Consider the following 26,662-nt stretch of genomic DNA (forward strand, 5'->3'; position numbering starts at 1 on the left):
GAATGGATAATGAAAAATACTTAAATCATCAAAAAAATAACGTGTATTTCGTTTAATGAAGTGATGAAGATCACAAATTGGATAATTTGACCGAAATATTTAGAAATTTTATCAATAAAAAAGAAATGACGTTGAGTCCAAAGTTTAATACAGTGAAAGTCGTTATTGAAACCCAATGAGAGTTTCAATAACTTTATTAACGAGTTAGCTTAGGTCGGTTTTGGGTTGTGCAATGGATTTTTGCGTTCGTTCAAAAACGATCATCACCACAAACGCAATGACAGTTAAATAAATAATGAAAGTGCCATAGGTAGATAGCATATCAATCAGTGAACGTCCTCGCATGGCGATATCTCGGAAGAATCGAAATAGCCAGACTAAAGGAAATGCATGACTAACATAGTAAGTCCAAAGTGGCATAATCCCGACCGCCATGGTTGATCCACCCATAATAAATCCCGGTGGCACTAAGAAAATCATTTTGCTTGCACCTTCACCTGGATTATTGGTTTTCCAGGAAAGTAAAAAACCTAACCAACCAAACGCAAGTCCAGTCATGAAAATGCTTGGTATAAAAATAAAATAGTTACCATCAAAACGTAATTGTCCAAAGATCACTAATACGGCGGTTATTAATGTTAATCCGGTCGTATAAAATAATGCATAAGGGACTGTTCTTGCTAATAGTGCAACAAAGCCTCTTTCTAAAACTGTATTCCACATGCCAGTGACTTTTAAACGACCGACAATCATTAAAGAAGTTAATCCATACGTCAGTGACGAAAAGAAGTAAACAAAATAGATAATTGTCGATATAGTGGAAGAGCTAGCTGGATTGAACATATAGCGCGTTTTAAGTTGCATTGGCGATAAGGTGGCTTCTGTCCCTTCATGTCCTAAACCTAATGCAGACACTTTACCAACGCTAAGTTCAGCCCCTAACTCAGGAATATATTCATTTAAGCTTTGTAACACTTTGGCATTTTGTGCATCATTGGTATCATCGGCAAAATACCCTAAACGAACAGTTTGGTCACCTTTTTTAAGACTTTTCTCTAATCCTTTAGGAATATAAAGTACCCCTAAATTGCGATCGTGCGAAACTAAAGTGATAGGATTCACCGGTGATCGGATGACTTCGGATACTTCGATATAAGGCGAAGTATTGACTTTACTGATTAATTCCGTTGAATAGTGTGAACCATCAAGATCAATAACCGCAATCTTACCTTCAAAAACGGCACCATGACTTAACACAATGGAAAAGATTAGCGCAACAATGGCTGCTAATCCTATTGCAACTTTATAATATGGAATGAAGTGACCTGACAACATTGCGTCAAGTTCTTCAAGCATAGATTTAATGATGTTTTGCATCATTGATCAACCTCGATTGTCATACCGGTTAAAAGTTTTGGAATAGATTCCATATATATTCTGACCTGATAAGAGGTTAAATCAGCTTGACCACGTTCACGTGTCATACGTAAATCCGCAAAAGAAGGTGCTGCGGTTGCAAAACGAACTTTACCTTTTATCTCTTTATCAAGGGCGATAACATTGGCTTTAACCGTTGTGCCCGGTTGGTAGTCATTAACCATTTTTTCGTTTACATAAATATCAATGTATTTACGATCGGTCTCTAATAACACTGCTGGTGCGCCTGTCGGAGCTAATTCACCATCTTCAAACATGATTTTTAATACTTTGCCATCTTCAGGAGCCGTTAATGTTAATCGTTGATAATTGATATGTAGCTGTTTTAAGTCAGCTTCACCTTGTGCAAGTTGTGCTTGGAGCTGAGCTAACTGATTTTGTCGATTTTGAAGTTTTTGTCGGGCAATAGTAACAGATTGTATTGTCATACCTGTTGCATTTCGAGTTTGCTCAAATTGATTAATTTGTTCGGGTGTTGCACCAATCATTAAGGTGGATAATTGGCTTTGAATCTGAACAACTTGCATTTTCGCAACCGTAAAGGCATTACGGGCGGTATCAAGTTGCGATTGCGAGTTTCCCCCTGTTTTACGTAATTGAGTTTGACGATCAAACTCCATTTGAGCTAAATTGTGAGCTGATTTAGCGGCTTCTAAATTTGCTTTCACTTCTTCAATTTTACGCCAAGTGGATAATTCGGTTAAATTTGTTTCGTTTTCGGTGATCGCAATGGCAGCTTGTTCTTGAGCAACTGCCGCTTTTTGGCTGTCAACCTGCGCTTGTAGACGATCGATAGCTAACTTAGTATCGACATCTTCTAATTGCATTAACGGATCCCCTTTTTTTACAAATTGTGATTCTTCGACAAATCGTTTGATGACTTTTCCGCTCACATTTTGAAAGGCAATATTAATCTCATCTGCGGTTAATACGCCAGATTTAATGCTTTTAGCCACGGTGACGGCATCATTTCGAGAACCTAAAAAGATTAAAAAAGAGGCAACTGTTAGGATAACCAAAAATATAACAGGGATTTTGATATTTTTTTTCATATATAGCTTATTTTCCATTTAATTAGTCAGCTAAGTATTTAGATAAATAAAATAGACTTTAAGTAAGCTTAAAGTCAGTTATTTTCGTAAAAGTTTACGTAACATCAATATTAAAGACTCTTGTTCTTGCGAGTTTAAAACTTCGGCAAAAGCACGAATCGATTTTAGGTGATTAGGTAATGCTTCTTGAATTAATTTTTCGCCAACTTCAGTCAATGAGATAAGTCGAGAGCGACCATCTTCACCACTTTTAGACATGGTGATTAATGGTGGAGTTGCAGCTAGCATTCGCTTAACCATAACTGACACGGTAGCAGGGGTAACACCTATGCGTAATGCCAAATCACTGGCACAGGTTTCACCTTCCGAAAAGAGTGACATTAATAATGCAAACTTACCTTCCGAAACATCATAATCTTTAGTCAGTTGTGCGTAAATGTTTGAACGGATTAAGTCAGCCGTGGTGATCAAGCTTAAGACCAGATCAACGCCTGAAACATCAACAATATCATCATTAAATCTTTGTGCTCGTGCTAACGTTTCACGAGACGGAAGCTTTCTTGACTTGTAATTCAATTATCATTACTCAATTTATTTAGTCGGCTAATTATACTATTTAAATTTTGATTAGCAACATTATTTAACCAAGGGTGATTGGATATTAAAGGTTAAAGCCTATCAGGGTAGGGATCCTAAATTTAATTGACGTTAAATATTTTATAATGCTTTGTTTTAAAAATAGTTATCCTTATTACTACTAAAGTGGTAATCCTTGAGGATAATTATAATCTGAGCAAAGTAACATAAAATGGAACACAGCTATAAATTAAATAATTGAATTAAAATAAAATTGGAGCTTTATTATGAGTAAAACCAATCTCGTTATCATCGGTAATGGGATGGTTGGACATCGTTTTATTGAAGAAGTTATCGATAAAATGCAGTCTGATCTGTTCAATATTACCATCTTTTGTGAAGAACCTCGCCTTGCATATGACCGTGTTCACCTTTCTTCCTATTTTTCTGACCACACTGCTGAAGCGCTTTCTTTAGTTCGTGAAGGGCTATATGAAGAAAATAACATTCAAGTATTACTGAATGAGCGAGCAATATTGATTAATCGTCAACGTAAAGAAGTTCACTCACACACAGGGCGAATTGTTTACTATGATAAATTGATTATTGCTACCGGATCTTATGCGTGGGTACCACCTATTAAAGGTTCAGATGGTGCAGATTGTTTTGTTTACCGAACCATTGAAGATCTTGATGCCATTCGTGAATGTGCAAAACAGTGTAAATCAGGTGCTGTTGTCGGTGGGGGGTTGTTAGGGCTTGAAGCTGCCGGTGCGCTGAAAAACTTAGGAATACAAACGCATGTCGTCGAATTTGCGCCAGTATTGATGGCTGAACAACTTGATACCATGGGGGGAGATCAGTTACGCCGAAAAATTGAAGAGATGGGCGTTGGAGTTCATACCAGTAAAAATACCCAAGAAATTATTCATACGCCGTTAGGTAAAAAGATGCAATTTGCTGATGGTTCGTCGCTGGAAGTTGATTTTATCGTATTTTCAACAGGTATTCGCCCGAATGATCAACTTGCTAAAGCATGTCAACTTGAGATTGGTCAACGTGGTGGCATTGTGGTGAATAACCATTGTCAGACATCTGATCCTGATATTTACGCTATTGGTGAGTGTGCTTGTTGGCAAGGTAAAGTATTTGGTTTGGTTGCTCCGGGCTATAAGATGGCACAAGTTGCCTTAGCGCACTTAATGGGTGAGCCAATGCAATTTGAAGGCGCTGATATGAGCGCTAAATTAAAGTTAATGGGCGTTGATGTCGGTAGTATAGGGGATGCCAAAGGAAAAACACCCGCTAGCCGTAGCTATGTCTATTTAGATGAAAATGTACCGGTTTATAAAAAATTGGTCGTTTCGTCAGATAATAAAAAATTATTAGGTGCTGTATTGGTGGGTGATACGGCTGATTACAGTAATTTATTACAATTGATGTTAAATGAGATGGATCTTCCTGAGCATCCGGACACCTTAATTTTACCAGCTCATGCTGGGGCTAAACCCACAATGGGCGTCGAAGCTTTACCGGATACTGCACAAATTTGCTCATGTTTCGATGTGACAAAAGCAAAAATCATTAATGCGATTCACGCAGGTTGTCATACTGTAGCGGCAATCAAGGCAGAAACCAAAGCCGGTACAGGTTGTGGTGGTTGTATTCCATTGGTGACTCAGCTCTTAAACTCAGAATTAGCTAAACAAGGTATCGAAGTCAGCCATGCTTTATGTGAACATTTTAAATATTCACGCCAAGAATTATATCATTTAATTCGTGTTGAAGGATTAACTTCATTTAATGAAGTGATCAAAAAACATGGTACGGGTTATGGATGTGAGGTGTGTAAACCGACGATCGCCTCTTTATTGGCTTCATGTTGGAACGATTATATTCTCAAACAAGATTTAGTTCCGTTGCAAGATAGTAACGATATCTTTCTTGGTAATATCCAAAAAAATGGAACATATTCGGTTATTCCGCGTAGTGCCGGAGGTGAAATTACGCCAGAAGGCTTGATTGCGGTGGGGCAAATTGCCAAAAAATATCAACTTTATTCAAAAATTACCGGCTCACAACGTATCGGTCTTTTCGGTGCGCAAAAAGATGATCTACCCGCTATTTGGAAAGAGTTAATTGATGCTGGCTTTGAGAGTGGCTATGCGTATGCAAAAGCCTTACGAATGGCTAAAACCTGTGTGGGGAGTACGTGGTGTCGTTTTGGTGTTGGGGATAGTATTGGTCTGGGTGTTGAACTGGAAAATCGTTATAAAGGGATTCGGGCTCCACATAAATTCAAATTAGGTGTATCGGGTTGTACACGTGAATGTGCGGAAGCACAAGGTAAAGATATTGGCGTTATTGCAACTGAAAAAGGTTGGAATCTTTACGTATGTGGTAATGGCGGGATGAAACCTCGTCATGCTGATTTGCTTGCTGCTGATCTCGATAGACAGACATTAATTCAATATCTTGATCGCTTTATTATGTTTTATATCCGTACCGCTGATAAATTACAACGCACTTCGGTATGGCTTGAAAATCTGGAAGGCGGGATTGACTATTTGCGTAGTGTAATTATCGACAATAAGTTAGGTATTAATGATGAGTTGGAAAGTGAAATGACTCGTCTGCGTAAATTGGTGGTGTGTGAGTGGAAAGAAACGGTTGAACATCCTGAAAACCAACAACGATTTACTCACTTTATTAACAGTAATTTGCGTGATGAAAATGTCAAATTTATTCCTGAACGTGATCAGCATCGACCTGCGACAGCCGAAGAACGTCAAGCAATGTTAGGAGAGCAATAATATGAGTCAATGGATAACAGTTTGTCAACTCGATGACATTTTACCGGAAACAGGCGTGTGTGCACTTGTCGGTCATGAACATGTTGCAGTATTTCGTCCTTATGATTCCGATGAAATTTATGCAATCAGTAATATCGATCCTTTTGCACAAGCCAGTGTCTTATCTCGAGGTATTATTGGACAGCATGAAAATGACTTGTATGTTGCAAGCCCATTAAAAAAACAGCGTTTTCGTTTAAAAGATGGTTATTGCATTGATGATGCCGACTATTCAATTGCGCATTATGAAGTAAGAGTCAATACAGATGGTTTTGTTGAAGTTAAATCATCGAGTTAAAACAATTTTAAAGGTTTAGATAGTTATGTATACCGATACAATTAATAAATGTGCTGCCAATGCAGCACGTATTGTACGTTTAGCCAAAACTAACCCGATAGGGTTTTGGTTAAGTTCTGCTATGGCCGGCGCTTATGTTGGTCTTGGTATTATTTTGATCTTCACTTTAGGTAATTTACTTGATCCATCGTTAAGACCTTTAGTCATGGGGGCGACATTTGGTATTGCCTTAACGTTAGTTGTGATTGCAGGATCTGAGCTTTTTACTGGTCACACAATGTTTTTAACGTTTGGCGTAAAATGTAAGAAAATTACGCATACACAGATGTGGCTAGCATTACCTCAAACGTGGTTAGCCAATTTATTGGGGTCTATTTTTGTCGCTGCTTTATATTTTTATGCTGCTACCCCATTATTATCAACCGATACCAGTTTAGTGCATAGTGCAGCATTAGCCAAAACGACCGCATCGGCTAGTGCGCTGTTTTTTCGTGGTATTTTATGTAACTGGCTAGTTTGTTTAGCTATTTGGATGGCAAATCGTGTTGAAGGTTCAGCTAAATTTATTGCGATTTGGTGGTGTTTGCTAGCATTTATTGCCTGTGGTTATGAGCATTCGGTGGCGAATATGACGTTATTTTCACTTTCATGGTTTGGTCATCATAGTGATGCTTATACCCTATGTGGAATTGGTCATAATTTACTTTGGGTATCGTTAGGTAACCTTGTTTCTGGCGTTGTTTTTATGGGCTTGGGATACTGGTATTCGACACCAAAAACTGAACGACCATAATCTTGGCTGAATTAAAAAGGATATATATTGAGGTTTTATGGATTATTTTCCACTATTTTGTAAGTTAGAAAATCGGGATTGTCTGTTAGTCGGGGGTGGTGAAATCGCTGAACGAAAAGCTCGGCTATTACTCGAAGCAGGTGCAAAGTTAACGGTTAACGCACTTGAATTTAATGAGCAATTTTTATGTTGGCAAGCGCAAAACCAGTTGATATTACAGCAAGGGGAATTTAATGAACAACTGCTTGATAATAAATGGTTAGTCATTGCAGCGACCGATTGTCCTAAAACCAATCAAACCGTCAGTATCGAGGCTGAAAATCGCCGTATCTTTTGCAATGTTGTCGATTCGCCGAAAGATGCTAGTTTTATTATGCCTTCGATTATTGATCGTTCACCAATTATGGTTGCTGTGTCATCAGCAGGGCATGCGCCGGTTTTAGCTCGTCTATTACGAGAAAAACTAGAATCAATATTGCCTCAGCACTTAGGTAAATTAGCGCAATATGCGGGTTATTTACGAAATAAAGCTAAGCAAACCTATAAAACGCTCACAGAACGCCGTCGATTTTGGGAAAAGCTGTTTACTCATGATAGATTGGCACAAGCCATTGCCAATAATGATTCTGAACAAGTTGAAACACTAACCAACGAGTTATTTAATTTATCACTGGATCATCGTGGTGAAGTGGTTTTAGTGGGCGCCGGTCCCGGTGATGCAGGCTTACTGACTTTGAAAGGATTACAGCAAATCCAACAAGCCGATATTATTGTGTATGATCGATTGGTTTCGGATGAAATTATGAATCTTGTCAGGCGGGATGCTCAGCGTATATTTGTTGGCAAACGGGCAGGGTATCACTGCGTGCCACAGGAACAGATTAATCAAATTTTGTTAGAACAAGCGCAAAAAGGGTTACGAGTTGTCCGTCTAAAAGGGGGCGATCCGTTTATTTTTGGGCGAGGGGGCGAAGAGCTGGAAACGTTGTATAATGCTGATATTCCATTTTCAGTTGTACCGGGAATCACTGCTGCATCGGGGTGTTCTGCATACAGTGGTATCCCTTTAACACATCGAGATTATGCGCATAGTATTCGTTTAATTACCGGGCATTTAAAAGATGGTAGTCATCTTGATTGGCAAAGTTTAGCGGCTGAAAAGCAGACCTTAGTGTTCTATATGGGGCTGTCTCAAGCTGAAAATATTAGTCAACAATTAATCAAACACGGTATGGATGCTAATACGCCCGTCGCCATTGTTGAGGAAGGTACCAGTACCAAACAAAAAGTGGTAACAGGTTTGCTTGGTGAGTTAGCTAAAATCGCTTTGCAAGCATGTAGTCCAAGTTTGATTATCATCGGACCTGTTGTTGCATTACGAGAAAAACTTAATTGGTTTTCAAATCATTAATTTTAAACAGGCAAGTCTATTACTTTACAGCATAATGGTCTTGCCTGTTATCTAAACGTATACTGCCTTATATCATCATAATTTAAGGGATGACAGCTTTTAAACTTTTCGATCGAGTTAAGTATAATCAATTATCTTTAATTGATGCATTACTCTTTGCTCTGTAAATACCATACGGTCATTTCCATGCGTGATTTAAAATTTAATTTTTTAAAGATACTTTTTACATGCACTTTTACGGTACTTTCAACAATATCCAGATCTTTGGCAATACGTTTATTCGAAAGTCCTTGCACTAGCAGATTAAATATTTCATGTTCTCGAGGTGTTAATAAGTTTATATCGTGAATTTGTTTGGTTGTTGGTTCGCCGCTGTGTCGCATATAGTGAAGAATAATATGCGAAATTGCTTCATCCATAATGATTTTACCTTCCGCAATATCTTTTAGCGCTTTAATAAAATCTTCTGGCTCCATATCCTTTAACAGGTAACCATCCGCTCCACTTTTGAGTGCGGTAATAATATCTTCTTTGGCATCCGATACCGTGAACATAATGATGCGACTTGAGATATTTTTTTCCCGTAAATAACGTAGTATTTCTAACCCACTAACATTTTGAATATTGATATCCAGTAAGATCATATCGGGATCGAGCTTTTCAGCGAGTTTTATCCCTTCCGTTCCAGACCCCGTTTCACCAATTACTTCAAAATGGCTAACGGTATTGATTAATTGTTTTACACCATTTCTAAGCATAGGGTGATCGTCAATAATTAGTATCGAACTTTTTATCTGTTCCATGGGTTACTCTTCTATTATCGTAAATGGAATGGTCTTATTGGCTTTAAATATTACCATAACTTGCGTGCCTTTTTGTGGCTCAGTATTAATTGTTAGATTACCATTTAGGATTTCTGCTCTGTCTCGCATAATCACCATACCATAATGATTATCCTGCTTAACATCAGTTTGAAAACCAATACCATTATCGCTAACACTGACCGTGATAATCTGATTATCATCAATGGTTAACGCAATGATAACGTGTGATGCTTGTGCGTGTTTGTACACATTGTTTAGCGCTTCTCGAATAAATTGTAGTAAATGAAAAGCATGTTTGCTTTTAATGATATTGAGCGGTAATTGATATTCAAGTTGGATGTTAAATTTTAGTTTTTGATTAAACTCTTCAATCATCTCCATTAAGCTAGCATAAAAACCTGTTTGATTGAGCCGCAAACGAAAAGAGGTAATTAATTCACGTAACTGAGAATAGGTGATATTGACCTCTTTTCGCATTGTTGCTAATAATTCAATACTACTTTGTGATGTCAAATCAGATTGCATTTGTAGACAGCTAAGATGTATTTTTAAACAGGATAATGATTGCGCAATTGAATCATGCAACTCTCTTGCCATTGCTGATCGCTCTTTCATTAATAAATACTGCTTTTGTTGCTCTATTTGTCGATCGAGCATCATCGCCGTGGACATCTGCTCGATAAGTCCTGTTATTAAGTTTTCCTGCTCGTCGCTAAGGGTAACATCTGTCGGTTGAATGGCAAATAAAATGCCATATTTTTCGCCATTGTCTTGAAGATACCAATAACGTTGAAATCCATGTTGTTGAGAATGTTTTGATTCGGTTAAACAAGCACAGCAATGCGGATTTTGGCAGAAAGGTAATTTCTGCTCATTGTCATAACTAATTTGTTGGTAATGTTCAGGGTTTTCCGATTCATAAAATCGGATTTGAAATTGAGTGAGTGGTACAAGTTCTTCTAATTGACGTAAAATCATTAAAAAACGTTCACATAATGGCTTTGATGTATGGAGCTGTTTGGTGGCGTGATATTGAAATGAGATGATGTTATTGGTTTGTTGCAATTCAGCCGTTTTTTCAGCCACCCGTTCTTCAAGGATTAAATATTGAGATTCGATTTGATCAGACATGTTATTTAACGCTAACCCTAACAAATCGAATTCATTTTTTCTGGAACGTAGCGGAAAACGTTCACTAAAATTGTGTTTTGAAATAGCCTGAGCCATATTAATCAGTTTGCGCCAAGGGGCGAGAAGATAACGACGCAAATAGTAAATCTGAGCAATAAGAAAGACCACAATAATGATAATAAATAATTGTTGCAAGCGAGATATATAATGAATCTGGTTTTCGGTCTTCTGATCGATCTTATGTACTAAATAATTGGTTTTGATAACAAATTGATCGATATCCGTTTTTATCTCATCGATGTTTTTGGCTTGTGCAATTTTTATTGCAATTTCAGTACGCCATTTATTATGTAACTCATTGAATTCATCTATTAAATCATAACGTTCAAAAAGAGCTAATTGTTGCTTTGACGACGTTATTTCACTAAAAATATTTAAATGGTCATTATCGTGTTTATTAAGGGGAACCATTGATAAAAGTTGATAACTTTTCATACGAATTAGCCCTAATTGATTAATCATATAAGCGCTACCTTTGGTATCATTAGCGACTTGAATAGATAGCGATAACGCAATTAACGCAATGGTGCCTAAAAAACACATTAATAGCGACAAACGATTAATAATTGAAGCATGATAGCGAGTTTTATTATTGGTTGTTTTAGTACTCAGCATAGAATTACAATAAATTAACTAAGAAATAATGATTTATCCGTATTGTAACGCTAAAACGATATCTTGCTGATCTTTTTTGTAACTTTTTGCGATCTTTTAGTAAAGACTGCTTGCAACAAGGATAAATTTTGCGTAAAATTCACGCCCTATAAGATTAATCAATGCAGACATATATGCTAAATCAGGAATAGTCTGCTTTTTATTGCGGAGTTAAGTATGTACGCAGTTTTCCAAAGTGGTGGTAAACAACACCGAGTCAGCGAAGGACAAGTCGTTCGCTTGGAAAAAATTGAAGTCGAAACAGGTGCAGAAGTTGTTTTCGATAAAGTTTTAATGGTAGCAAATGGTGAAGACATCAAAGTTGGTGCTCCGTTTGTTGAAGGTGCAACAATTAAAGCAGAAATTGTTGAGCACGGTCGTGGCGATAAAGTGAAAATTGTTAAATTCCGTCGTCGTAAACACTATCGTAAACAACAAGGTCACCGTCAGTGGTTCACTGATGTGAAGATCACTGCAATCGCTTAATAGGAGTATCGAACAATGGCACATAAGAAGGCTGGTGGTTCATCACGTAATGGTCGTGATTCCCAGAGTAAACGTTTAGGTGTTAAACGTTATGGTTCTCAAGAAGTTCTTGCTGGTAATATTTTAGTACGTCAACGTGGAACTCAATTCCACCCAGGCACTAATGTAGGTTGTGGTCGTGACCATACCTTATTTGCTTTAATTGACGGACAAGTAAAATTTGAAGTTAAAGGACCTAAAAACCGTCGTTATGTTAGTGTAATTGCTAACAGCTAATAAAAAGCGGTTTAACGTTTATGGAAGCCTCACAGCTATTGTGGGGCTTTTTTCATTTCTTGAATTCATATAATATTAGTTAATATGATAAAACAGCAAAATGTTAAATTAGGTTTTGCCTTAGCCATGTTAACAGCGGTTATGTGGGGGCTAGTGCCGATTGCAATGAAATATGCATTGGTGGTTATTGACCCATTAACGTTAGCGTGGTCTCGATTGGCAATTTCTGCCGTCGGTATTACGATATGGTTAGCTTATAAAAAACAATTTCCTAATTTAGCGATGTTTAAAAAACGTCGACGTTTTATCTTATTAATGATTGCCGGATTTGGATTACTTGGTAATTTTGCGTTATTTGCAAGTTCTGTTCAGTATCTTTCTGCGACAACGGCTCAAGTTGTAGGTCAAATGGGTATTGTAATTTTTATGATTTCAAGTGCGTTTGTTTTTAAAGAGCGATTAAGACCAACGCAAATAATGGGTATTTCGGTATTGCTAATTGGATTAGGACTATTTTTTAATAAAAATATTACCGTTCTATTTGCTAATATATCGACTTATGGCATTGGTGTTTGGCTTGCTTTACTTGCTTCAATTTCATGGGCAGCTTATGCATTGGCACAAAAAGTGTTATTACGTAAATTACGTGCAGAACAGTTACTTTGGCTAATTTATCTTATTTGTACGGTATTTTTATGGCCATTGGCATCGCCAACAAAAATCGCTCATGCCGATGCAACGCAGTTATTTGCCATTATCTTTTGTGGTTTAAATACCATTATTGCTTATGGCGCATTAGTTATGGCAATGGAACGTTGGCAAGCTGCACAAGTTAGTGCAATTACCACATTATCACCGTTGTTTGCATTAATTTTTTCAGATTTATTTGCCGTAATTTGGCCAGAAAAATTTGCTATGCAGTATTTAAATATTTTAGGTTATATTGGCGCAGTATCAGTCGTTGCTGGTGCGATGTTTGCCACAATTGGGCACTATTTATGGCATCCAAGAAAAGGCTGGCTAATTAACCAGAAGAAAGAGGAAGAATAATGAAATTTGTAGATGAAGCTTCAATCCGAGTCGAAGCCGGTGATGGTGGCAATGGTTGCGTAGGTTTTCGTCGAGAAAAATACATTCCCAAAGGTGGCCCTGACGGTGGTGACGGTGGTGACGGTGGTGATGTCTATTTTATTGCGGATGAAAATCTCAATACTTTGGTTGATTTCCAATTTGAAAAAAATTATCGGGCAGAGCGTGGGCAAAATGGACAAGGTTCAGATTGTACCGGTAAAAGAGGCAAAGATATTACCGTAAAAGTGCCCGTTGGAACTCGAATCACAGACAAATATACGGGTGAAATTATCGGCGATTTAACGCATCATCAACAAAAAGTGTTAGTCGCAAAAGGTGGGTTTCATGGCTTGGGTAATGCACGATTTAAATCTTCAGTGAATCGGGCTCCAAGGCAAAAAACCGATGGTACGCCCGGTGAAAAACGTGATGTACTGTTAGAATTATTGCTACTTGCTGACGTTGGTATGCTTGGTTTACCTAATGCCGGTAAATCCACATTTATTCGATCAGTTTCAGCAGCTAAACCGAAAGTCGCTGATTATCCGTTTACGACTTTAGTGCCAAGTTTAGGCGTGGTAAGAATGGATAATGAGCAAAGTTTTGTTGTTGCGGATATTCCGGGATTAATTGAAGGTGCTGCGGACGGTGCTGGTCTGGGGATTCGTTTTTTAAAACATCTTGAACGTTGTCGAGTTTTAGTGCATTTAATTGATATTGCACCAATTGATGAATCTGATCCTATTGAAAATGCGAAAGTCATTATTCAAGAACTTCATCAATATAGTGAAAAACTTGCCAATAAACCTCGTTGGTTGGTATTCAACAAAATGGATGTTTTAGGTGAAGAAGAAAGTGCTAAACGTGCTGCCGAAATCGCTAAAGCATTGGATTGGGATGACAAATATTATGTTATTTCAGCGGTCAATCATGAAGGGGTAAAAGCTTTATGTTGGGATCTGATGGATTATATGAATGCTCATCCACGTGAAGAAGAGCAAGAAGAAACATCACCAGAAAAAGTTGAATTTATGTGGGATGATTATCACCAACAAGCTATGGATGAGGCTTTTGATGACGACGACGATGATTTTGATGATTGGGATGAGAGTGACGAAGAAGGGGTTGAATTTATCTATCAAAAATAGTAATAACCTAAAATAAGTTAAACTTATCACTTCAAATTATCAACTAAAAAATCAGCATTGCGAAAATACAGGGTGACATAGCCCTGTATTCCTCTTTATTATTTTCACACTAACTCAATGATTTCATATTAAAAAACTTTTATTTTAAATTTTTTCTGTTTTTTTGAAAAAAGTCAAAAAAAACGCTTGCTTTTAATAATGAGAATTATTATCATTAAGATGTACTTGATTAGAGCGTCGCAAGACTTCTGAAAAAGTATGACATTGCTCACATTGCTTCCAATGTTTGCCAGCCTAGCGCAACTATGCTGGCTTTTTTATTTTAAAGTGATTTTAAATCCGATGTTTTGATAACTAATTGATCGTCAATAACCATTTTCCATTGACCGTCCTCAAAATAAGGAGGCGTACTTACTTTGAATAAAGAATTTAAACCTAAAACCCCTACTTTAAAATCATCACCCATAAATTCTTGTATCGGTCCTTTAATGGTTGTAGTCACCCCATCTTTTTTATAATTGTAATTAACTCTGGCGTCTTTAGCTATACTTATCACCATATATTCACCTTGCCATGTGCCAATATAGTTACTTTTTTCGGGTGGAATTGCATCAAGTTCGTTACATGCAGTAATAAAGATGGCAAGTATTAGAAGTAGATAAACATGTTTTATTTTCTTTAATAATTTCAAGTCGTTATTCCTTATGTGTTTAACATTTATTTTTAGTTATTAATTGTATCAAATAAAATAAGTAATGCTGCACTGCCGCCAAATTCTTTCGGTGCTTGATGAAAACAAATGATATTAGGATGCTGGGCTAACCACATTGGTGTCTGTTTTTTTAAGATGTTTTTACCATGTCCATACATGATACAAGCACAATGTGCGTTTTCGCTTAAGCAAGCAGTAATAAGCGATGCTATTTCTTTTTTCGCTTCTTGCTGTGTTAATCCATGTAGATCTAAAAAAAATTCAGGTTCATAAAACCCACGACGTAATTTTTTAATCTCATAAGGATCGGCGTTTTCACGACTATAACGAATGGGATCGTCTTGTAAGAGCGGTTGATAATCATCCGAAAAATAAAACTCAGCATGATTTTTTTCATGTTGTCGTTTTTCAATCGCAATGGTTTTTTGAGACCGTTTTAAGGGTTTATGAACAACGGTATCTTGTGCAAGTTTTTGGGTATTGCCAATGCTACTTTTAAATAAGTTTATCTCTTCTTGAGTTAATTTGAATTTTTCAGTCATTGATAATTACTCTGGGTAAACTTTTTGTTTGAATTCACATAAATCTTCAATCACACAAGCCCCGCATCGAGGTTTTCTGGCGATACAAGTATAACGTCCATGCAAAATTAACCAGTGGTGACAATTTATTTTGTACTCTTTGGGTACCACTTTCAATAATTTTTCTTCCACTGCCTCAACGGTTTTTCCGGGTGCAAAGCCCGTGCGATTGCTGACACGAAAAATATGAGTATCAACCGCAATCGTTGGCCAACCAAAAGCCGTATTTAGCACTACATTCGCTGTTTTTCTGCCTACACCGGGTAATGCGATTAATGCATCAAAATTTTCTGGCACTTGACCTTGATATTTCTCAACTAAAATCTGACAGGTTTTGATAATATTATCTGCTTTACTATTGTATAAGCCAATGGTACGGATATAACTTTTGAGCTTATCAACCCCAAGCGCTAAGATTTGTTCCGCTGTATTAGCAATTGCAAATAAAGGTTTGGTTGCTTTGTTTACACTCACATCGGTTGCTTGTGCAGAAAGAACAACAGCAATGAGCAATTCGAAAGGGGTTTGATAAACAAGTTCAGTTGTTGGATCTTTAATGTGATCTTTTAATCTTTCTAAAATTTGAATACGAGTTGATTGTTTCACAGAGTATGATAAATATAAATAACATGTCTGATATTATATACTTTATTTGTATAAATATTGTAGGTTAAATTTAATTTTTAGCTAAAATTCACTTTATGCGACAATAATTAAAATTACGGCAAAATAACAATCTCAATGACCTATCTGAAAAATTTTAGCGTGACGGATTGTCAGCTTAGTTATATTCATTCATCGCCTGCTTTTTAGCATGTGGTTTTTATGATAAGCTACTCCACTATTTTTTAATTTCATCAACAAGGTTTTTTAGAAATATGTCCTTACCAATGATTGTCACCTTTGCTATATACATTTTAGGAATGATTGCGATCGGTTTTTTTGCCTTTCGATCAACGCAAAACTTTGGTGATTATATTTTGGGGGGGCGCCGTATTGGTAGTGTTGTCACTGCGCTTTCGGCTGGCGCTTCGGACATGAGTGGTTGGCTATTAATGGGGCTGCCAGGGGCTGTTTTTTTATTCGGTATTTCGCAAAGTTGGATTGCAATTGGTTTGATAATTGGGGCTTACTTAAACTGGTTACTGATTGCCGGTCGGTTACGTGTTTTTACTGAAATTAATCATAATTCCTTGACCTTACCCGACTATTTTGCTCGCCGATTTGATGATAAAAGCGCTTTGCTGCGTATTATTTCAGCGGTAATCATTCTTATCTTTTTTACGATTTATTGTGCATCAGGCGTTGTTGCGGGTGCAAAACTTTTTGAAAGTACCTTTGGAATGAGTTATGGTTGGGCCATGTTAGCTGGTGCTGGCGCAACAATCGCTTATACTTTTATAGGTGGTTTTTTAGCGGTCAGTTGGACGGATACTATTCAAGCGAGTTTGATGATGTTTGCACTTATCTTAACTCCCGTTATGGTTATGGTGAACGCAGGTGGTTTTACCGATGCCTTAGCAAATATTGAATCGCTCAATCCTGATTATACCAACATCTTTGCTCACATGGATTTTATCGCTATTATTTCATTGCTTGGCTGGGGGCTTGGCTATTTTGGGCAACCGCATATTTTAGCTCGCTTTATGGCGGCTGACTCACATGATGTGATGAAAAATGCCCGTCGAATTAGTATGACTTGGATGATTTTATGTTTAGGTGGAGCAATTACGGTAGGATTTTTTGGTATTGCTTTCTTTGCCAATCATCCAGAGTTTTCAGATCTCATTAATAACGGTAAACATGAACGTATTTTTATTGAGTTATCCAAATTATTGTTTAATCCATGGGTTGCTGGTGTTTTATTAGCGGCGATTTTGGCTGCGGTGATGAGCACGTTAAGTTGTCAGTTACTTGTCTGTTCAAGCGCATTAACGGAAGATTTTTATCGAGCCTTTTTTAGACCGAAAGCAAAACAACGTGAACTTGTTTGGGTTGGACGAATTATGGTTTTACTGGTATCGGTCATTGCCATTTTGTTAGCAATTAACCCTAATAATAGTGTCTTAGATTTAGTTAGTCATGCATGGGCAGGATTTGGTGCTGCCTTTGGTCCCATTATTGTTTTTTCTGTATTTTGGTCTCGCATGACACGCAATGGCGCTCTAGCAGGTATGATTACAGGAGCGGCAACAGTATTGCTTTGGATTAATTTTAATTGGTTTAATCTTTATTCACTTATTCCGGGTTTCTTATTTGCGTCTTTAGCGATAGTAATCTTTAGTTTATGTGATAAAAAACCGAATGAAATAGTGGAAGATCATTTTAAACAAGCGTATAAACGTTATCATAATAAAGTAGAATAGATTTCAATAAAAATAGAGTTATCCAAAGTCAAATTTCAACGTAATAAAATTTTTATAGGTAAAATAACATGACAAAAAATGTGATCAAACAACTGCAAGAGCGAGGATTGATTGCTCAACTGACAGATGAAAAAGCACTCATGGAACTAATTGAACAAAATCCCATAGCGCTTTATTGTGGTTTTGATCCCACGGCTGATAGTTTGCATCTAGGTCATTTGGTACCATTACTTTGTTTAAAACGCTTTCAGTTAGCCGGTCATAAACCGATTGCGCTTGTTGGCGGCGCAACAGGTTTAATTGGTGACCCGAGTTTTAAAGCCGTTGAACGTAAATTAAATACTCAAGAGACTGTTGTTGAGTGGAGCGAAAAAATTAAACAACAAGTTTCTCCATTCTTAGATTTTAATTGTGGTGCAAATGCAGCGATTGTCGCTAATAACTATGATTGGTTTGGTGGCATGAATGTATTAACTTTTTTACGTGACATTGGTAAATATTTTTCAGTTAACGCCATGATTAACAAAGAATCAGTCAAACAACGTATTGATCGTGATGAAGCTGGGATTTCATTTACTGAGTTTTCTTACAGTTTATTACAATCTTATGATTTTGCTTGTTTAAATAAAGATCATAATGTGGTGTTACAAATTGGGGGATCAGATCAATGGGGTAATATTACTGCCGGTATTGATTTAACTCGTCGATTACATCAAAAACAAGTTTATGGTTTAACGGTTCCTTTAATTACCAAATCTGACGGTACAAAATTTGGTAAAACGGAAAGCGGTGCGGTTTGGCTTGACCCTAAAAAGACCAGTCCGTATAAATTCTATCAATTCTGGATTAATACCGCTGATGCTGATGTTTATCGTTTCTTAAAATTCTTTACTTTCATGTCATTAAATGAAATTGATGCACTTGAAGAAGAAGATAAAAATAGCGGTGTGGCACCAAGAGCACAATATGTTCTTGCTGAAGAGGTCACACGTTTAGTCCATGGTGAAGAAGGCTTAATGGCAGCCAAACGGATCACTGAAAGTTTATTCTCAGGAAAATTAGCCGATCTATCTCAAGCCGATTTTGAACAATTGGCGCAAGACGGTATGCCAACGATTACGGTTGAGGGCGATATTGATTTGCAACAAGCGATCGTTAATGCGCAGTTTGCACCGTCAAGAGGTCAAGCCAGAACAATGATTGAATCTAATGCGATTTCAGTTAATGGTGAACGTAACGCGACAACAGATTATCATTTTTCACAAGAAGATAAGCTTTTTGGACGTTATACATTACTTCGTCGAGGTAAGAAATATTACTGCTTACTAATTTGGAGTTAATTTATGAAAAATATACTATCTATTCAGTCACATGTTGTATTTGGTCATGCAGGTAATAGTGCTGCTGTATTCCCTATGCGTCGTGTGGGAGTAAATGTATGGCCTTTAAATACTGTGCAATTTTCAAATCATACGCAATATCGTCAATGGACAGGCACGGTAATGCCAGCATCACATTTAACTGATATCGCCGATGGCATTAACGCCATCGGTGAACTTAAACGATGTGACGCAGTATTAAGTGGTTATATGGGATCCCCTGAACAAGGTAGTGCCATAACCGAAATAGTAAAAAAAGTAAAAGCTGTAAATCCCAATGCAATTTATCTTTGTGATCCTGTTATGGGGCATCCTGAAAAAGGTTGTTTTGTTGCGCCTGGCGTATCTGAATTTTTGTGTAATACTGCATTACCGATAGCAGATATGATGGCGCCTAATATTTTGGAGCTAGAAGAGTTAAATGGAAAACAGCCAATTAATAACGTTGAAGAAGCGGTATTTGCATGTAAAGCACTTTGTAAAAAAGGGCCTAAAGCGATTTTAGTTAAACATTTAAGTCGTGCGGGATATCGTAAAGATCGTTTTGAAATGTTACTCGTCACAGAACATGAAGCATGGCACATTGAGCGCCCTTTAGTTGACTTTGGCGTGAGACAGCCTGTTGGTGTAGGCGATATGACGAGTGGATTGTTTTTAGCGAATATTTTGCTTGGTAAATCGCTGGTTGAGGCGTTAGAACATACCACTTCTGCGGTTTATGCTGTTATGCTTGAAACCTTGAAACTCAATGAATATGAGCTTCAATTAGTTGCCGCTCAAGATGAAATAGCAAAACCTTCACAATGGTTTAATGCGAAAAGAATTGATTAATTTTAAAAATATGTAAAAATGGATCCAATTTAATTTATTTTTAATTCTTAACAAAAATGAGGGGATGATGGAAGACAATATTTCTTTGGGTAAGATGCTTTCCAATTTACGTAATAATATGGGATTAACTCAAGAAGATATTGCCAATAAGATCCATGTTCGAAAGGCAGTGGTCGAAGAAATTGAAAACGATCAGCGAGTTCATGCCCCTCTTGTCTTTGTTAAAGGTTATATTCGTTCTTATGCTGAAATTGTTGGTTTATCTGAGGACGAGTATCAACCTTATCTAGAAAAAATGTCAAAGCAAAATGCATCCGAAACAAAAATAAAGCAACTCATTCCTGCCCTTGAACCTAGAAAAAGAGGAAAGCGGATTTTATTTTTTAGCTTATTTGTAGTGGTTTGTATAGTTGGTGTAACTATTTATTATTTTAATAAAGAAAGTAAAAATAATTATGTAGAAGTGAGTCATTACATTTCGCCATCATCATCGAATCACGTTAACAGTTAGCAAATTTTCTTACTCGTATACAGACATTTGATGCAAATCTTGTTAAGATCACAAGCTAGTTATTTTGTTATATCATTAGGCGTGTTATGAGTCATCAGGATTCACCGATAATCAGACGAGAATCTACCCGAATTTATGTCGGCAGTGTACCTATTGGTGGTGGTGCGCCCATTGCCGTTCAATCCATGACGAATACCCGTACGACGGATGTTGAAAAAACAGTTGCTCAGATTCAAGCACTTGAACGAGTAGGTGTCGATATTGTACGTGTGTCGATTCCAACAATGGATGCGGCAGAAGCGTTTAAATTGATTAAACAACAAGCGAAAGTGCCACTTATTGCAGATATTCACTTTGATTATCGTATTGCTTTGAAAGTAGCAGAATATGGCGTGGATTGTTTAAGAATTAATCCGGGAAATATCGGTAATGAATCAAGAATTCGAGCAGTTGTTGATTGTGCTAAAGATAAAAATATTCCAATAAGAATTGGGGTTAATTCCGGATCACTTGAAAAAGATATTCAAGAAAAATATGGCGAACCTACGCCACAAGCAATTGTAGAATCAGCGATGCGTCATGTTGATATTTTGGATAGGCTCAATTTCGACCAATTTAAAGTGAGTGTGAAAGCGTCAGATGTATTTACAGCGGTGGATGCCTATCGACTTTTAGCTAAACAGATAAAACAACCCCTACATTTGGGGATCACTGAAGCTGGTGGTGTTCGCAGTGGTGCAATTAAGTCGGCAATAGGTTTAGGTTTGTTATTATCTGAAGGTATTGGTGATACATTGCGTGTCTCTTTAGCCGCTGATCCTACTGAAGAAGTTAAAGTCGGTTTTGATATATTAAAATCATTGAGAATTCGATCTCGTGGTATCAACTTTATTGCTTGTCCGACCTGTTCAAGACAAGAGTTTGATGTCATTAATACAGTCAATACGTTAGAACAACGTTTAGAAGATATCATTACACCAATGGATGTATCGATTATTGGTTGTGTTGTTAATGGGCCAGGTGAAGCTTTGGCTTCAACGATGGGTGTTGCTGGCGGTCATAATAAAAGTGGCTTTTATGAAGATGGTGTACGTATTGGTCGTATTGATAACGAACAGATGATCGATGAACTGGAAGCAAAAATTCGAGCTAAAGCATCAATACTAAAAAACAGAATTGCAGCAACTGAACTATAATTTTATTAGATAGCGAATACATAAATGACAGAGAAAAAAATCCAATCTATACGGGGAATGAATGACTTACTCCCAACAGATAGTGCCAGTTGGCAACAAATTGAAAAAATTGTTAAAGGTGTTCTAAATAGCTATGGCTATAATGAGATAAGAACCCCCATTGTTGAAGATACTGCGCTATTTAAAAGAGCCGTCGGTGAAGTGACGGATATTGTCGAAAAAGAGATGTATACTTTTAATGACCGTAATGATGAAAGTATCACTTTACGTCCCGAAATTACTGCGGGTTGTGTTCGTGCGGGCATTGAGCATGGGCTTTTTTATAATCAAGAACAACGTCTATGGTATTTAGGACCTGCATTTCGTTACGAAAAACCGCAAAAAGGTCGCTATCGCCAATTTCATCAATTTGGGGTTGAAGTTTTTGGGCTTGAAGGACCTAATATTGATGCTGAACTAATTTTATTAACCGCAAGATTCTGGAAAGCACTGGGTATACAGGATCACACTTCGTTAGAATTAAATTCAATTGGCTCACTTGAAGCTAGAGCGAACTATCGTCAAGCACTCGTTGATTTTCTTGAACAACATAAAGATAAATTGGATGAAGACTGCTTACGTAGAATGTATACTAATCCATTACGTGTACTCGATTCGAAAAATCCAGTCGTACAAGAATTACTTAATCAAGCGCCAAAACTATTTGATTATTTGGATGCGGAATCGAAAGAACATTTTGAAGGGCTGTGTCGTTTACTGGATAAAGCAGGAATAAAATACAATATTAATCAAAGATTAGTAAGAGGATTAGACTATTACAATCGTACAGTATTTGAATGGGTAACAAGTAGCTTAGGTGCTCAAGGTACTGTTTGTGGTGGGGGGCGTTATGATGGATTAGTGAGCCAGTTAGGTGGTCAATCAACGCCAGCTGTTGGTTTTGCTATGGGACTTGAACGATTAGTTTTACTTGTTCAAGCTGTCAATCCTTCATTAAATCGAGATAATTCGATTGATATTTATATGATCTCCTCAGGAGATGAAAACACGATTTCAGTAGCACAATGTGTTGCTGAATTATTACGTGACGGTTTACCTGATAAACGAATTGTGACTAATTATGGAACGTCTAATTTTAAGAAACAATTTGCAAAAGCAGATAAATTAGGTGCTAAAATAGCGGTTATTGTTGGTGAAAACGAGTTAGCGAACCAAACGGTAACTATCAAAAATTTACAAACAGGTGAACAAACTGAAGTCGCGCAAAGCGATATTGTTCAAACTTGTTTGGCAATGATATAAATCTAAAGGAAATAGGAGATAAGCGTGAGTTATCAATCGTCAAGTGAAGAACAAATGTGGGCTTTAAAAGAGTTTCTTGCGAAAACGTGGAAAATTATTGTTGCCGTTATTGTCATCGGATTATTGGCTTATTATGGTTGGAATTACTATCAATCAAATCAAGTTAAAAAATTGGAACAAATGTCAGATCGTTATGAGCAACTTGTAAAACAGTTAGATCAGACAAAACCGGAATCCGTAAATGATTTAGTTGCTTTTGCAAAAGAGGGGGATAGCGTTTATAACGTTTTTGCTGATCTTTTTGCGGCTAAATTTTATATCGAAGTAACAAAAGATTATGCAGGTGCTCAAGCATTATTGACTGATGCTTTATCTAAAACAAAAGCGGAACCGATAAAATCCGTTATTAATATTCGTATTGCACGTGTGCAGTATCAACAAAACCAATACCAAGAAAGTTTAGCAACGTTAGATAAAGTTAACAATGAAGCTTGGGAACCAGTGATTAACGAAATACGGGGCGATATATTAACCAAAATGTCTCGTTATGCTGAGGCGGTAGATGCTTATAAAATTGCGCTAAAATCAGCGGCAATGATAAGTTCAGAGCCAAATATTAAAATTAAACTAAATCAAGCTGAATATTTACAAGCTAAACAAACAGTTGAACAAGATAAACAAACTGCTGAAGAAAAAGCAGAGCAAGAGGATCAGTCAAAGACTGAAACGGAAGAAAATAAAAATTAATTTATCCTGCTATAAGGGTCTATACAATGAAGTTATCTAAATGTTTTTTAACCAGTGTTTTTATGTTTTCACTTGCTGGATGCTCGATATTTGGAGGAGAAGAAGAAGTTATTCAAGTTTCACCTTCTCCTATAGTCAGTAACCAATTTACTATTCACCAATTATGGCGTAACAGTACTGCAGGAAATACTCGTATTTATTCATTATTAGGTCCTGCTAGTTATGATAATGTTATTTATGCAGCGAGCCGAAGTGGAGAGGTAAAAGCAGTTGATTTAACGACGGGTAATACATTGTGGAATGTCGATTTATCTAAAAGTACACTTTTCAGTAGTAAAACAGCGCTCTTTTCTGGTGGTGTAAGTGCCGATGAAAATTATGTTTATGTTGGCAGTGAACGTGCTGTTGTTTATGCTTTAGATCGTCAAAACGGAAAAGTCGTCTGGGAAAAATCAGTTAAAGGAGAAGTCCTTGCTCGCCCGGTATCGTCTGATGATAAATTAGTGGTTCATACCGCTAATGGTATATTACAAGGGCTTAATCGTGAAACGGGTGACGAACTTTGGGAAGTGACTTTTGAAGTTCCGGCATTATCATTAAGAGGTAACTCAACACCAGTCATTGCCCATGGTGCAGCTATCTTTGGTGATGATAATGGTCGAGTAAATGCTTACTACATTAATGATGGTCAATTAATTTGGCAACAACGTATTTCACAACCGACTGGTTCAACAGAAATTGCAAAATTAAATGATGTTGATTCAACCCCTGTAGTTGAAGGAAATACTGTCTATTCTGTTGGATTTAATGGTTATGTTGCTGCACTGGATTTAAGTAATGGTGAAGTCATATGGCGTAAAAAAATAGGTTCAACACACAGTTTTGCGGTTGATAAAAATCGATTATACGTAGTAGATCAAGATGATAATATTCAATCATTATCAAAAACGGAAGGTGGCGTACTTTGGACGCAATCAAGTTTTACACACCGCCAATTGACTGATCCAGTCATTTATCAAGATTATGTCGTATTTGGTGATTTTGAAGGTTACCTGTATTGGTTAAATGCTGAAACAGGTGAACTTGTAAATAAAATAGAAGTAAGTAGTAGCGGAATAATCGCTAAACCATTGGTGGTTGACAATAAACTGATTGTTCAAGTCAAAAATGGTGATATTTACGCTTTCACAAAAAATTTAAGTAATTAGAGAATAAACATGGTACCTGTTGTAGCACTAGTTGGTCGTCCAAATGTTGGAAAATCAACTTTATTTAATCGGTTAACAAGAACACGAGATGCGTTAGTCGCAGATTTTCCTGGATTAACGCGTGATCGTAAGTATGGACGAGCTGAAATCAAGGGCCATGAATACATAGTAATTGATACGGGTGGTATTGATGGCACCGAAGAAGGGGTTGAAAGCTTTATGGCTGACCAATCCTTACAAGCTATCGAAGAAGCCGATATTGTTCTGTTTTTAGTCGATGCAAGAGCGGGTGCTATGCCGGCAGATCATGCGATAGCTAAACACTTGCGTTCTCGTCAAAAGGCTACTTTTTTAGTTGCCAATAAGATTGATGGTATTGATGCTGATACGGCTATCTCAGATTTTTACTCATTAGGTTTAGGCGATATCCACCCCATAGCGGCAAGTCATGGACGTGGTGTCAGTTCTTTGATTGAAACGGCGTTGGAACCTATTTTTCAATTTAAAGATCACGATGAAGATGACTTTAATGAAGACCAATTGCCACCAGATTTATCAGAATCTTATGACGATGTTGACGAAGATGATGTTGAATCACTGATTAATCAACCGATTAAAGTGGCTATTGTCGGGCGTCCGAATGTAGGTAAGTCAACACTAACCAACCGAATTTTAGGTGAAGAACGGGTTGTGGTCTATGATATGCCAGGTACAACTCGAGATAGTATCTATATCCCAATGACTCGTGACGAACGAGAATATGTTTTAATTGATACGGCAGGGGTGCGTAAACGTGGTAAGGTAACGCAAACCGTCGAAAAGTTTTCAGTGATTAAAACATTACAAGCGATTGAAGATGCAAATGTTGTCATATTGGTGATTGATGCCAGAGAAGGTATCTCAGATCAGGATTTATCATTACTCGGCTTTATCATCAATAGTGGGCGTTCACTTGTTATTGCTGTCAATAAATGGGATGGGTTATCACAAGACATTAAAGAGCAAGTTAAAGCAACACTAGATGACCGACTTGATTTTATTGATTTTGCCCGTTTGCATTTTATTTCGGCTTTACATGGTAGTGGTGTGGGTAATTTATTCGATTCAATTCAAGAAGCTTATGAATGTGCAACCCGTCGGGTAAATACTGCATTATTAACCAAAATTATGCAAATGGCACAAGATGATCACCAACCACCTCTCGTTCGTGGACGTCGAGTAAAACTCAAATATGCCCATGCCGGAGGCTACAATCCACCTATTGTGGTTGTTCACGGAAATCAAGTTGAAGATCTTCCTGATTCTTATAAACGATATTTAATGAACTATTTTAGACGCTCATTAAAAATTATGGGAACGCCGATTCGAATTCAATTTAAAGAAGGGGCGAATCCTTTTGAAGGTCGAAAAAATAGTTTAACGGCATCACAACAACGTAAACGACGTCGATTGATGAAACACGTTAGAGGTCGTAAATAGTTTATGTCAAAAAAAAATATAGCAGGGCAAAGTCAAGAAGGCTTGTGCCCTAAATGTCATCATAAAATGGATGTTATGTCTGCCCAGCATTACGTTTGTGCTCACTGTAAACAACATTTTGTCGAACACTATATATGCCCCACTTGTCATCAACCTGCTCAAATGATCAAAGGCTGTGGTGCCATAAATTATATTTGTCCAACTGATGGATTAATCTCCAGCAGTAAAGTGATATTTCAATATTTACCAGAATAGAAAATCTATCTATATAAAAACCATAA

The 26,662-nt window shown here is 37.1% G+C and carries 26 protein-coding genes; 18 read left to right on the forward strand and 8 right to left on the reverse strand.

The window, feature by feature from the left end; genetic code table 11:
- Positions 1–204 precede the first annotated feature (204 nt).
- The 3 genes from ACGH4F_RS00960 to ACGH4F_RS00970 form a co-directional block, all read right to left on the reverse strand.
- A complete protein-coding gene (locus tag ACGH4F_RS00960) occupies positions 205–1,380 on the reverse strand; it encodes an ABC transporter permease (protein ID WP_411589636.1) in 1,176 nt (391 codons plus the stop codon).
- Positions 1,377–2,489: an HlyD family secretion protein gene (locus ACGH4F_RS00965; protein WP_411589638.1), complete on the reverse strand. Its 1,113-nt coding sequence runs from the start codon at positions 2,487–2,489 to the stop codon at positions 1,377–1,379. The genes ACGH4F_RS00960 and ACGH4F_RS00965 overlap by 4 nt, the downstream gene beginning before the upstream one ends.
- 78 nt (positions 2,490–2,567) lie before the next feature.
- A complete protein-coding gene (locus ACGH4F_RS00970) occupies positions 2,568–3,065 on the reverse strand; it encodes a MarR family winged helix-turn-helix transcriptional regulator (RefSeq protein WP_220216370.1) in 498 nt (165 codons plus the stop codon).
- 287 nt (positions 3,066–3,352) lie between these two features.
- On the opposite strand from ACGH4F_RS00970, the gene nirB reads away from it, so the two are divergent.
- From nirB to cysG, 4 genes are read left to right on the forward strand one after another with little or no spacing between them, the layout of a single operon-like run.
- Positions 3,353–5,878: a nitrite reductase large subunit NirB gene (nirB, locus tag ACGH4F_RS00975; RefSeq protein WP_411589639.1), complete on the forward strand. Its 2,526-nt coding sequence runs from the start codon at positions 3,353–3,355 to the stop codon at positions 5,876–5,878.
- 1 nt (position 5,879) lies between these two features.
- Positions 5,880–6,215 carry a nitrite reductase small subunit NirD gene (nirD, locus tag ACGH4F_RS00980; RefSeq protein ID WP_267350354.1) on the forward strand — a complete coding sequence of 112 codons (336 nt, stop codon included), beginning with the start codon at positions 5,880–5,882 and terminating at the stop codon, positions 6,213–6,215.
- Positions 6,216–6,240: 25 nt separating this feature from the next.
- On the forward strand, positions 6,241–7,008 hold the full coding sequence (gene nirC / locus ACGH4F_RS00985) for a nitrite transporter NirC (protein WP_411589640.1): 768 nt from the start codon (positions 6,241–6,243) through the stop codon (positions 7,006–7,008).
- A 37-nt stretch (positions 7,009–7,045) separates the two neighbouring features.
- Positions 7,046–8,419, forward strand: a complete 1,374-nt coding sequence (cysG, locus tag ACGH4F_RS00990) for a siroheme synthase CysG (RefSeq protein WP_411589641.1) — start codon at positions 7,046–7,048, stop codon at positions 8,417–8,419.
- Positions 8,420–8,568: 149 nt separating this feature from the next.
- Here cysG and narL read toward each other — a convergent pair whose 3' ends face one another.
- Positions 8,569–9,222 (reverse strand): two-component system response regulator NarL, encoded by a 654-nt coding sequence (narL, locus tag ACGH4F_RS00995; RefSeq protein ID WP_411589642.1) that lies wholly within the window; start codon positions 9,220–9,222, stop codon positions 8,569–8,571.
- Positions 9,223–9,225: 3 nt separating this feature from the next.
- Positions 9,226–11,049, reverse strand: coding sequence for a nitrate/nitrite two-component system sensor histidine kinase NarX (narX, locus tag ACGH4F_RS01000; protein WP_411589644.1), 1,824 nt, complete (start codon positions 11,047–11,049; stop codon positions 9,226–9,228).
- Positions 11,050–11,265: 216 nt separating this feature from the next.
- On the opposite strand from narX, the gene rplU reads away from it, so the two are divergent.
- The 4 genes from rplU to cgtA all read left to right on the forward strand — a co-directional run bounded on the left by rplU (position 11,266) and on the right by cgtA (position 14,069).
- Complete coding sequence (gene rplU / locus ACGH4F_RS01005) at positions 11,266–11,574, forward strand: 50S ribosomal protein L21 (RefSeq protein WP_025314436.1); 309 nt, start codon at positions 11,266–11,268, stop codon at positions 11,572–11,574.
- A 15-nt stretch (positions 11,575–11,589) separates the two neighbouring features.
- Positions 11,590–11,850, forward strand: coding sequence for a 50S ribosomal protein L27 (gene rpmA, locus ACGH4F_RS01010; protein WP_025314437.1), 261 nt, complete (start codon positions 11,590–11,592; stop codon positions 11,848–11,850).
- Between the two features lie 84 nt (positions 11,851–11,934).
- Positions 11,935–12,900 carry a DMT family transporter gene (locus ACGH4F_RS01015; protein WP_220216377.1) on the forward strand — a complete coding sequence of 322 codons (966 nt, stop codon included), beginning with the start codon at positions 11,935–11,937 and terminating at the stop codon, positions 12,898–12,900.
- Positions 12,900–14,069, forward strand: a complete 1,170-nt coding sequence (gene cgtA / locus ACGH4F_RS01020) for an Obg family GTPase CgtA (protein WP_220216378.1) — start codon at positions 12,900–12,902, stop codon at positions 14,067–14,069. Before ACGH4F_RS01015 ends, cgtA begins: the two co-directional genes overlap by 1 nt.
- 322 nt (positions 14,070–14,391) lie before the next feature.
- Here the strand turns inward: cgtA and ACGH4F_RS01025 are convergent, their stop codons facing one another.
- From ACGH4F_RS01025 to nth, 3 genes are read right to left on the reverse strand one after another with little or no spacing between them, the layout of a single operon-like run.
- Positions 14,392–14,760 carry a hypothetical protein gene (locus tag ACGH4F_RS01025; RefSeq protein WP_411589647.1) on the reverse strand — a complete coding sequence of 123 codons (369 nt, stop codon included), beginning with the start codon at positions 14,758–14,760 and terminating at the stop codon, positions 14,392–14,394.
- 32 nt (positions 14,761–14,792) lie between these two features.
- The gene (gene smrB, locus ACGH4F_RS01030; protein WP_411589649.1) at positions 14,793–15,323 is read right to left on the reverse strand and encodes an endonuclease SmrB; all 531 of its coding nucleotides are present in this window, start codon (positions 15,321–15,323) and stop codon (positions 14,793–14,795) included.
- A gap of 6 nt (positions 15,324–15,329) precedes the next feature.
- Complete coding sequence (gene nth / locus ACGH4F_RS01035; RefSeq protein WP_220216381.1) at positions 15,330–15,968, reverse strand: endonuclease III; 639 nt, start codon at positions 15,966–15,968, stop codon at positions 15,330–15,332.
- Positions 15,969–16,240: 272 nt separating this feature from the next.
- Between nth and putP the strand changes: the two genes are divergently transcribed.
- The 10 genes from putP (at position 16,241) to ACGH4F_RS01085 (ending at position 26,636) form a co-directional block, all read left to right on the forward strand.
- Positions 16,241–17,728 carry a sodium/proline symporter PutP gene (gene putP, locus ACGH4F_RS01040; protein ID WP_065558621.1) on the forward strand — a complete coding sequence of 496 codons (1,488 nt, stop codon included), beginning with the start codon at positions 16,241–16,243 and terminating at the stop codon, positions 17,726–17,728.
- Between the two features lie 68 nt (positions 17,729–17,796).
- Positions 17,797–19,068 carry a tyrosine--tRNA ligase gene (gene tyrS / locus ACGH4F_RS01045; RefSeq protein ID WP_220216382.1) on the forward strand — a complete coding sequence of 424 codons (1,272 nt, stop codon included), beginning with the start codon at positions 17,797–17,799 and terminating at the stop codon, positions 19,066–19,068.
- 3 nt (positions 19,069–19,071) lie between these two features.
- Positions 19,072–19,938, forward strand: a complete 867-nt coding sequence (gene pdxY / locus ACGH4F_RS01050; protein WP_065558623.1) for a pyridoxal kinase PdxY — start codon at positions 19,072–19,074, stop codon at positions 19,936–19,938.
- A 67-nt stretch (positions 19,939–20,005) separates the two neighbouring features.
- A complete protein-coding gene (locus ACGH4F_RS01055; RefSeq protein ID WP_065558624.1) occupies positions 20,006–20,449 on the forward strand; it encodes a helix-turn-helix domain-containing protein in 444 nt (147 codons plus the stop codon).
- 86 nt (positions 20,450–20,535) lie between these two features.
- Positions 20,536–21,645, forward strand: a complete 1,110-nt coding sequence (ispG, locus tag ACGH4F_RS01060) for a flavodoxin-dependent (E)-4-hydroxy-3-methylbut-2-enyl-diphosphate synthase (protein ID WP_267350370.1) — start codon at positions 20,536–20,538, stop codon at positions 21,643–21,645.
- 24 nt (positions 21,646–21,669) lie between these two features.
- Positions 21,670–22,947 carry a histidine--tRNA ligase gene (hisS, locus tag ACGH4F_RS01065; RefSeq protein WP_267350372.1) on the forward strand — a complete coding sequence of 426 codons (1,278 nt, stop codon included), beginning with the start codon at positions 21,670–21,672 and terminating at the stop codon, positions 22,945–22,947.
- Between the two features lie 24 nt (positions 22,948–22,971).
- Entirely contained in the window at positions 22,972–23,694 is a 723-nt protein-coding gene (locus ACGH4F_RS01070) for a YfgM family protein (protein ID WP_411589652.1), read from the forward strand.
- Between the two features lie 26 nt (positions 23,695–23,720).
- Positions 23,721–24,902 (forward strand): outer membrane protein assembly factor BamB, encoded by a 1,182-nt coding sequence (gene bamB, locus ACGH4F_RS01075; protein ID WP_267379753.1) that lies wholly within the window; start codon positions 23,721–23,723, stop codon positions 24,900–24,902.
- Between the two features lie 9 nt (positions 24,903–24,911).
- Positions 24,912–26,381, forward strand: coding sequence for a ribosome biogenesis GTPase Der (gene der / locus ACGH4F_RS01080; RefSeq protein ID WP_294826117.1), 1,470 nt, complete (start codon positions 24,912–24,914; stop codon positions 26,379–26,381).
- Positions 26,382–26,384: 3 nt separating this feature from the next.
- A complete protein-coding gene (locus ACGH4F_RS01085) occupies positions 26,385–26,636 on the forward strand; it encodes a zinc-ribbon domain-containing protein (protein WP_267350379.1) in 252 nt (83 codons plus the stop codon).
- The last annotated feature ends 26 nt before the right edge of the window (positions 26,637–26,662 follow it).

Source organism: Gilliamella sp. CG35, assembly GCF_046635745.1.
GTDB classification, from domain to species: Bacteria; Pseudomonadota; Gammaproteobacteria; order Enterobacterales; family Orbaceae; genus Gilliamella; species Gilliamella apicola_I.

Coding starts and splice junctions, on each gene's coding strand:
- cgtA (WP_220216378.1), top strand. CDS start 12,900: ATGAAATTTGTAGATGAAGCTTCAATCCGAGTCGAAGCCGGTGATGGT.
- ACGH4F_RS01085 (WP_267350379.1), top strand. CDS start 26,385: ATGTCAAAAAAAAATATAGCAGGGCAAAGTCAAGAAGGCTTGTGCCCT.
- putP (WP_065558621.1), top strand. CDS start 16,241: ATGTCCTTACCAATGATTGTCACCTTTGCTATATACATTTTAGGAATG.
- narX (WP_411589644.1), bottom strand. CDS start 11,049: ATGCTGAGTACTAAAACAACCAATAATAAAACTCGCTATCATGCTTCA.
- nirD (WP_267350354.1), top strand. CDS start 5,880: ATGAGTCAATGGATAACAGTTTGTCAACTCGATGACATTTTACCGGAA.
- ACGH4F_RS00960 (WP_411589636.1), bottom strand. CDS start 1,380: ATGATGCAAAACATCATTAAATCTATGCTTGAAGAACTTGACGCAATG.
- nirC (WP_411589640.1), top strand. CDS start 6,241: ATGTATACCGATACAATTAATAAATGTGCTGCCAATGCAGCACGTATT.
- pdxY (WP_065558623.1), top strand. CDS start 19,072: ATGAAAAATATACTATCTATTCAGTCACATGTTGTATTTGGTCATGCA.
- cysG (WP_411589641.1), top strand. CDS start 7,046: ATGGATTATTTTCCACTATTTTGTAAGTTAGAAAATCGGGATTGTCTG.
- ispG (WP_267350370.1), top strand. CDS start 20,536: ATGAGTCATCAGGATTCACCGATAATCAGACGAGAATCTACCCGAATT.
- hisS (WP_267350372.1), top strand. CDS start 21,670: ATGACAGAGAAAAAAATCCAATCTATACGGGGAATGAATGACTTACTC.
- nirB (WP_411589639.1), top strand. CDS start 3,353: ATGAGTAAAACCAATCTCGTTATCATCGGTAATGGGATGGTTGGACAT.
- bamB (WP_267379753.1), top strand. CDS start 23,721: ATGAAGTTATCTAAATGTTTTTTAACCAGTGTTTTTATGTTTTCACTT.
- der (WP_294826117.1), top strand. CDS start 24,912: ATGGTACCTGTTGTAGCACTAGTTGGTCGTCCAAATGTTGGAAAATCA.
- rplU (WP_025314436.1), top strand. CDS start 11,266: ATGTACGCAGTTTTCCAAAGTGGTGGTAAACAACACCGAGTCAGCGAA.
- smrB (WP_411589649.1), bottom strand. CDS start 15,323: ATGACTGAAAAATTCAAATTAACTCAAGAAGAGATAAACTTATTTAAA.
- ACGH4F_RS00965 (WP_411589638.1), bottom strand. CDS start 2,489: ATGAAAAAAAATATCAAAATCCCTGTTATATTTTTGGTTATCCTAACA.
- tyrS (WP_220216382.1), top strand. CDS start 17,797: ATGACAAAAAATGTGATCAAACAACTGCAAGAGCGAGGATTGATTGCT.
- narL (WP_411589642.1), bottom strand. CDS start 9,222: ATGGAACAGATAAAAAGTTCGATACTAATTATTGACGATCACCCTATG.
- ACGH4F_RS01055 (WP_065558624.1), top strand. CDS start 20,006: ATGGAAGACAATATTTCTTTGGGTAAGATGCTTTCCAATTTACGTAAT.
- rpmA (WP_025314437.1), top strand. CDS start 11,590: ATGGCACATAAGAAGGCTGGTGGTTCATCACGTAATGGTCGTGATTCC.
- ACGH4F_RS01015 (WP_220216377.1), top strand. CDS start 11,935: ATGATAAAACAGCAAAATGTTAAATTAGGTTTTGCCTTAGCCATGTTA.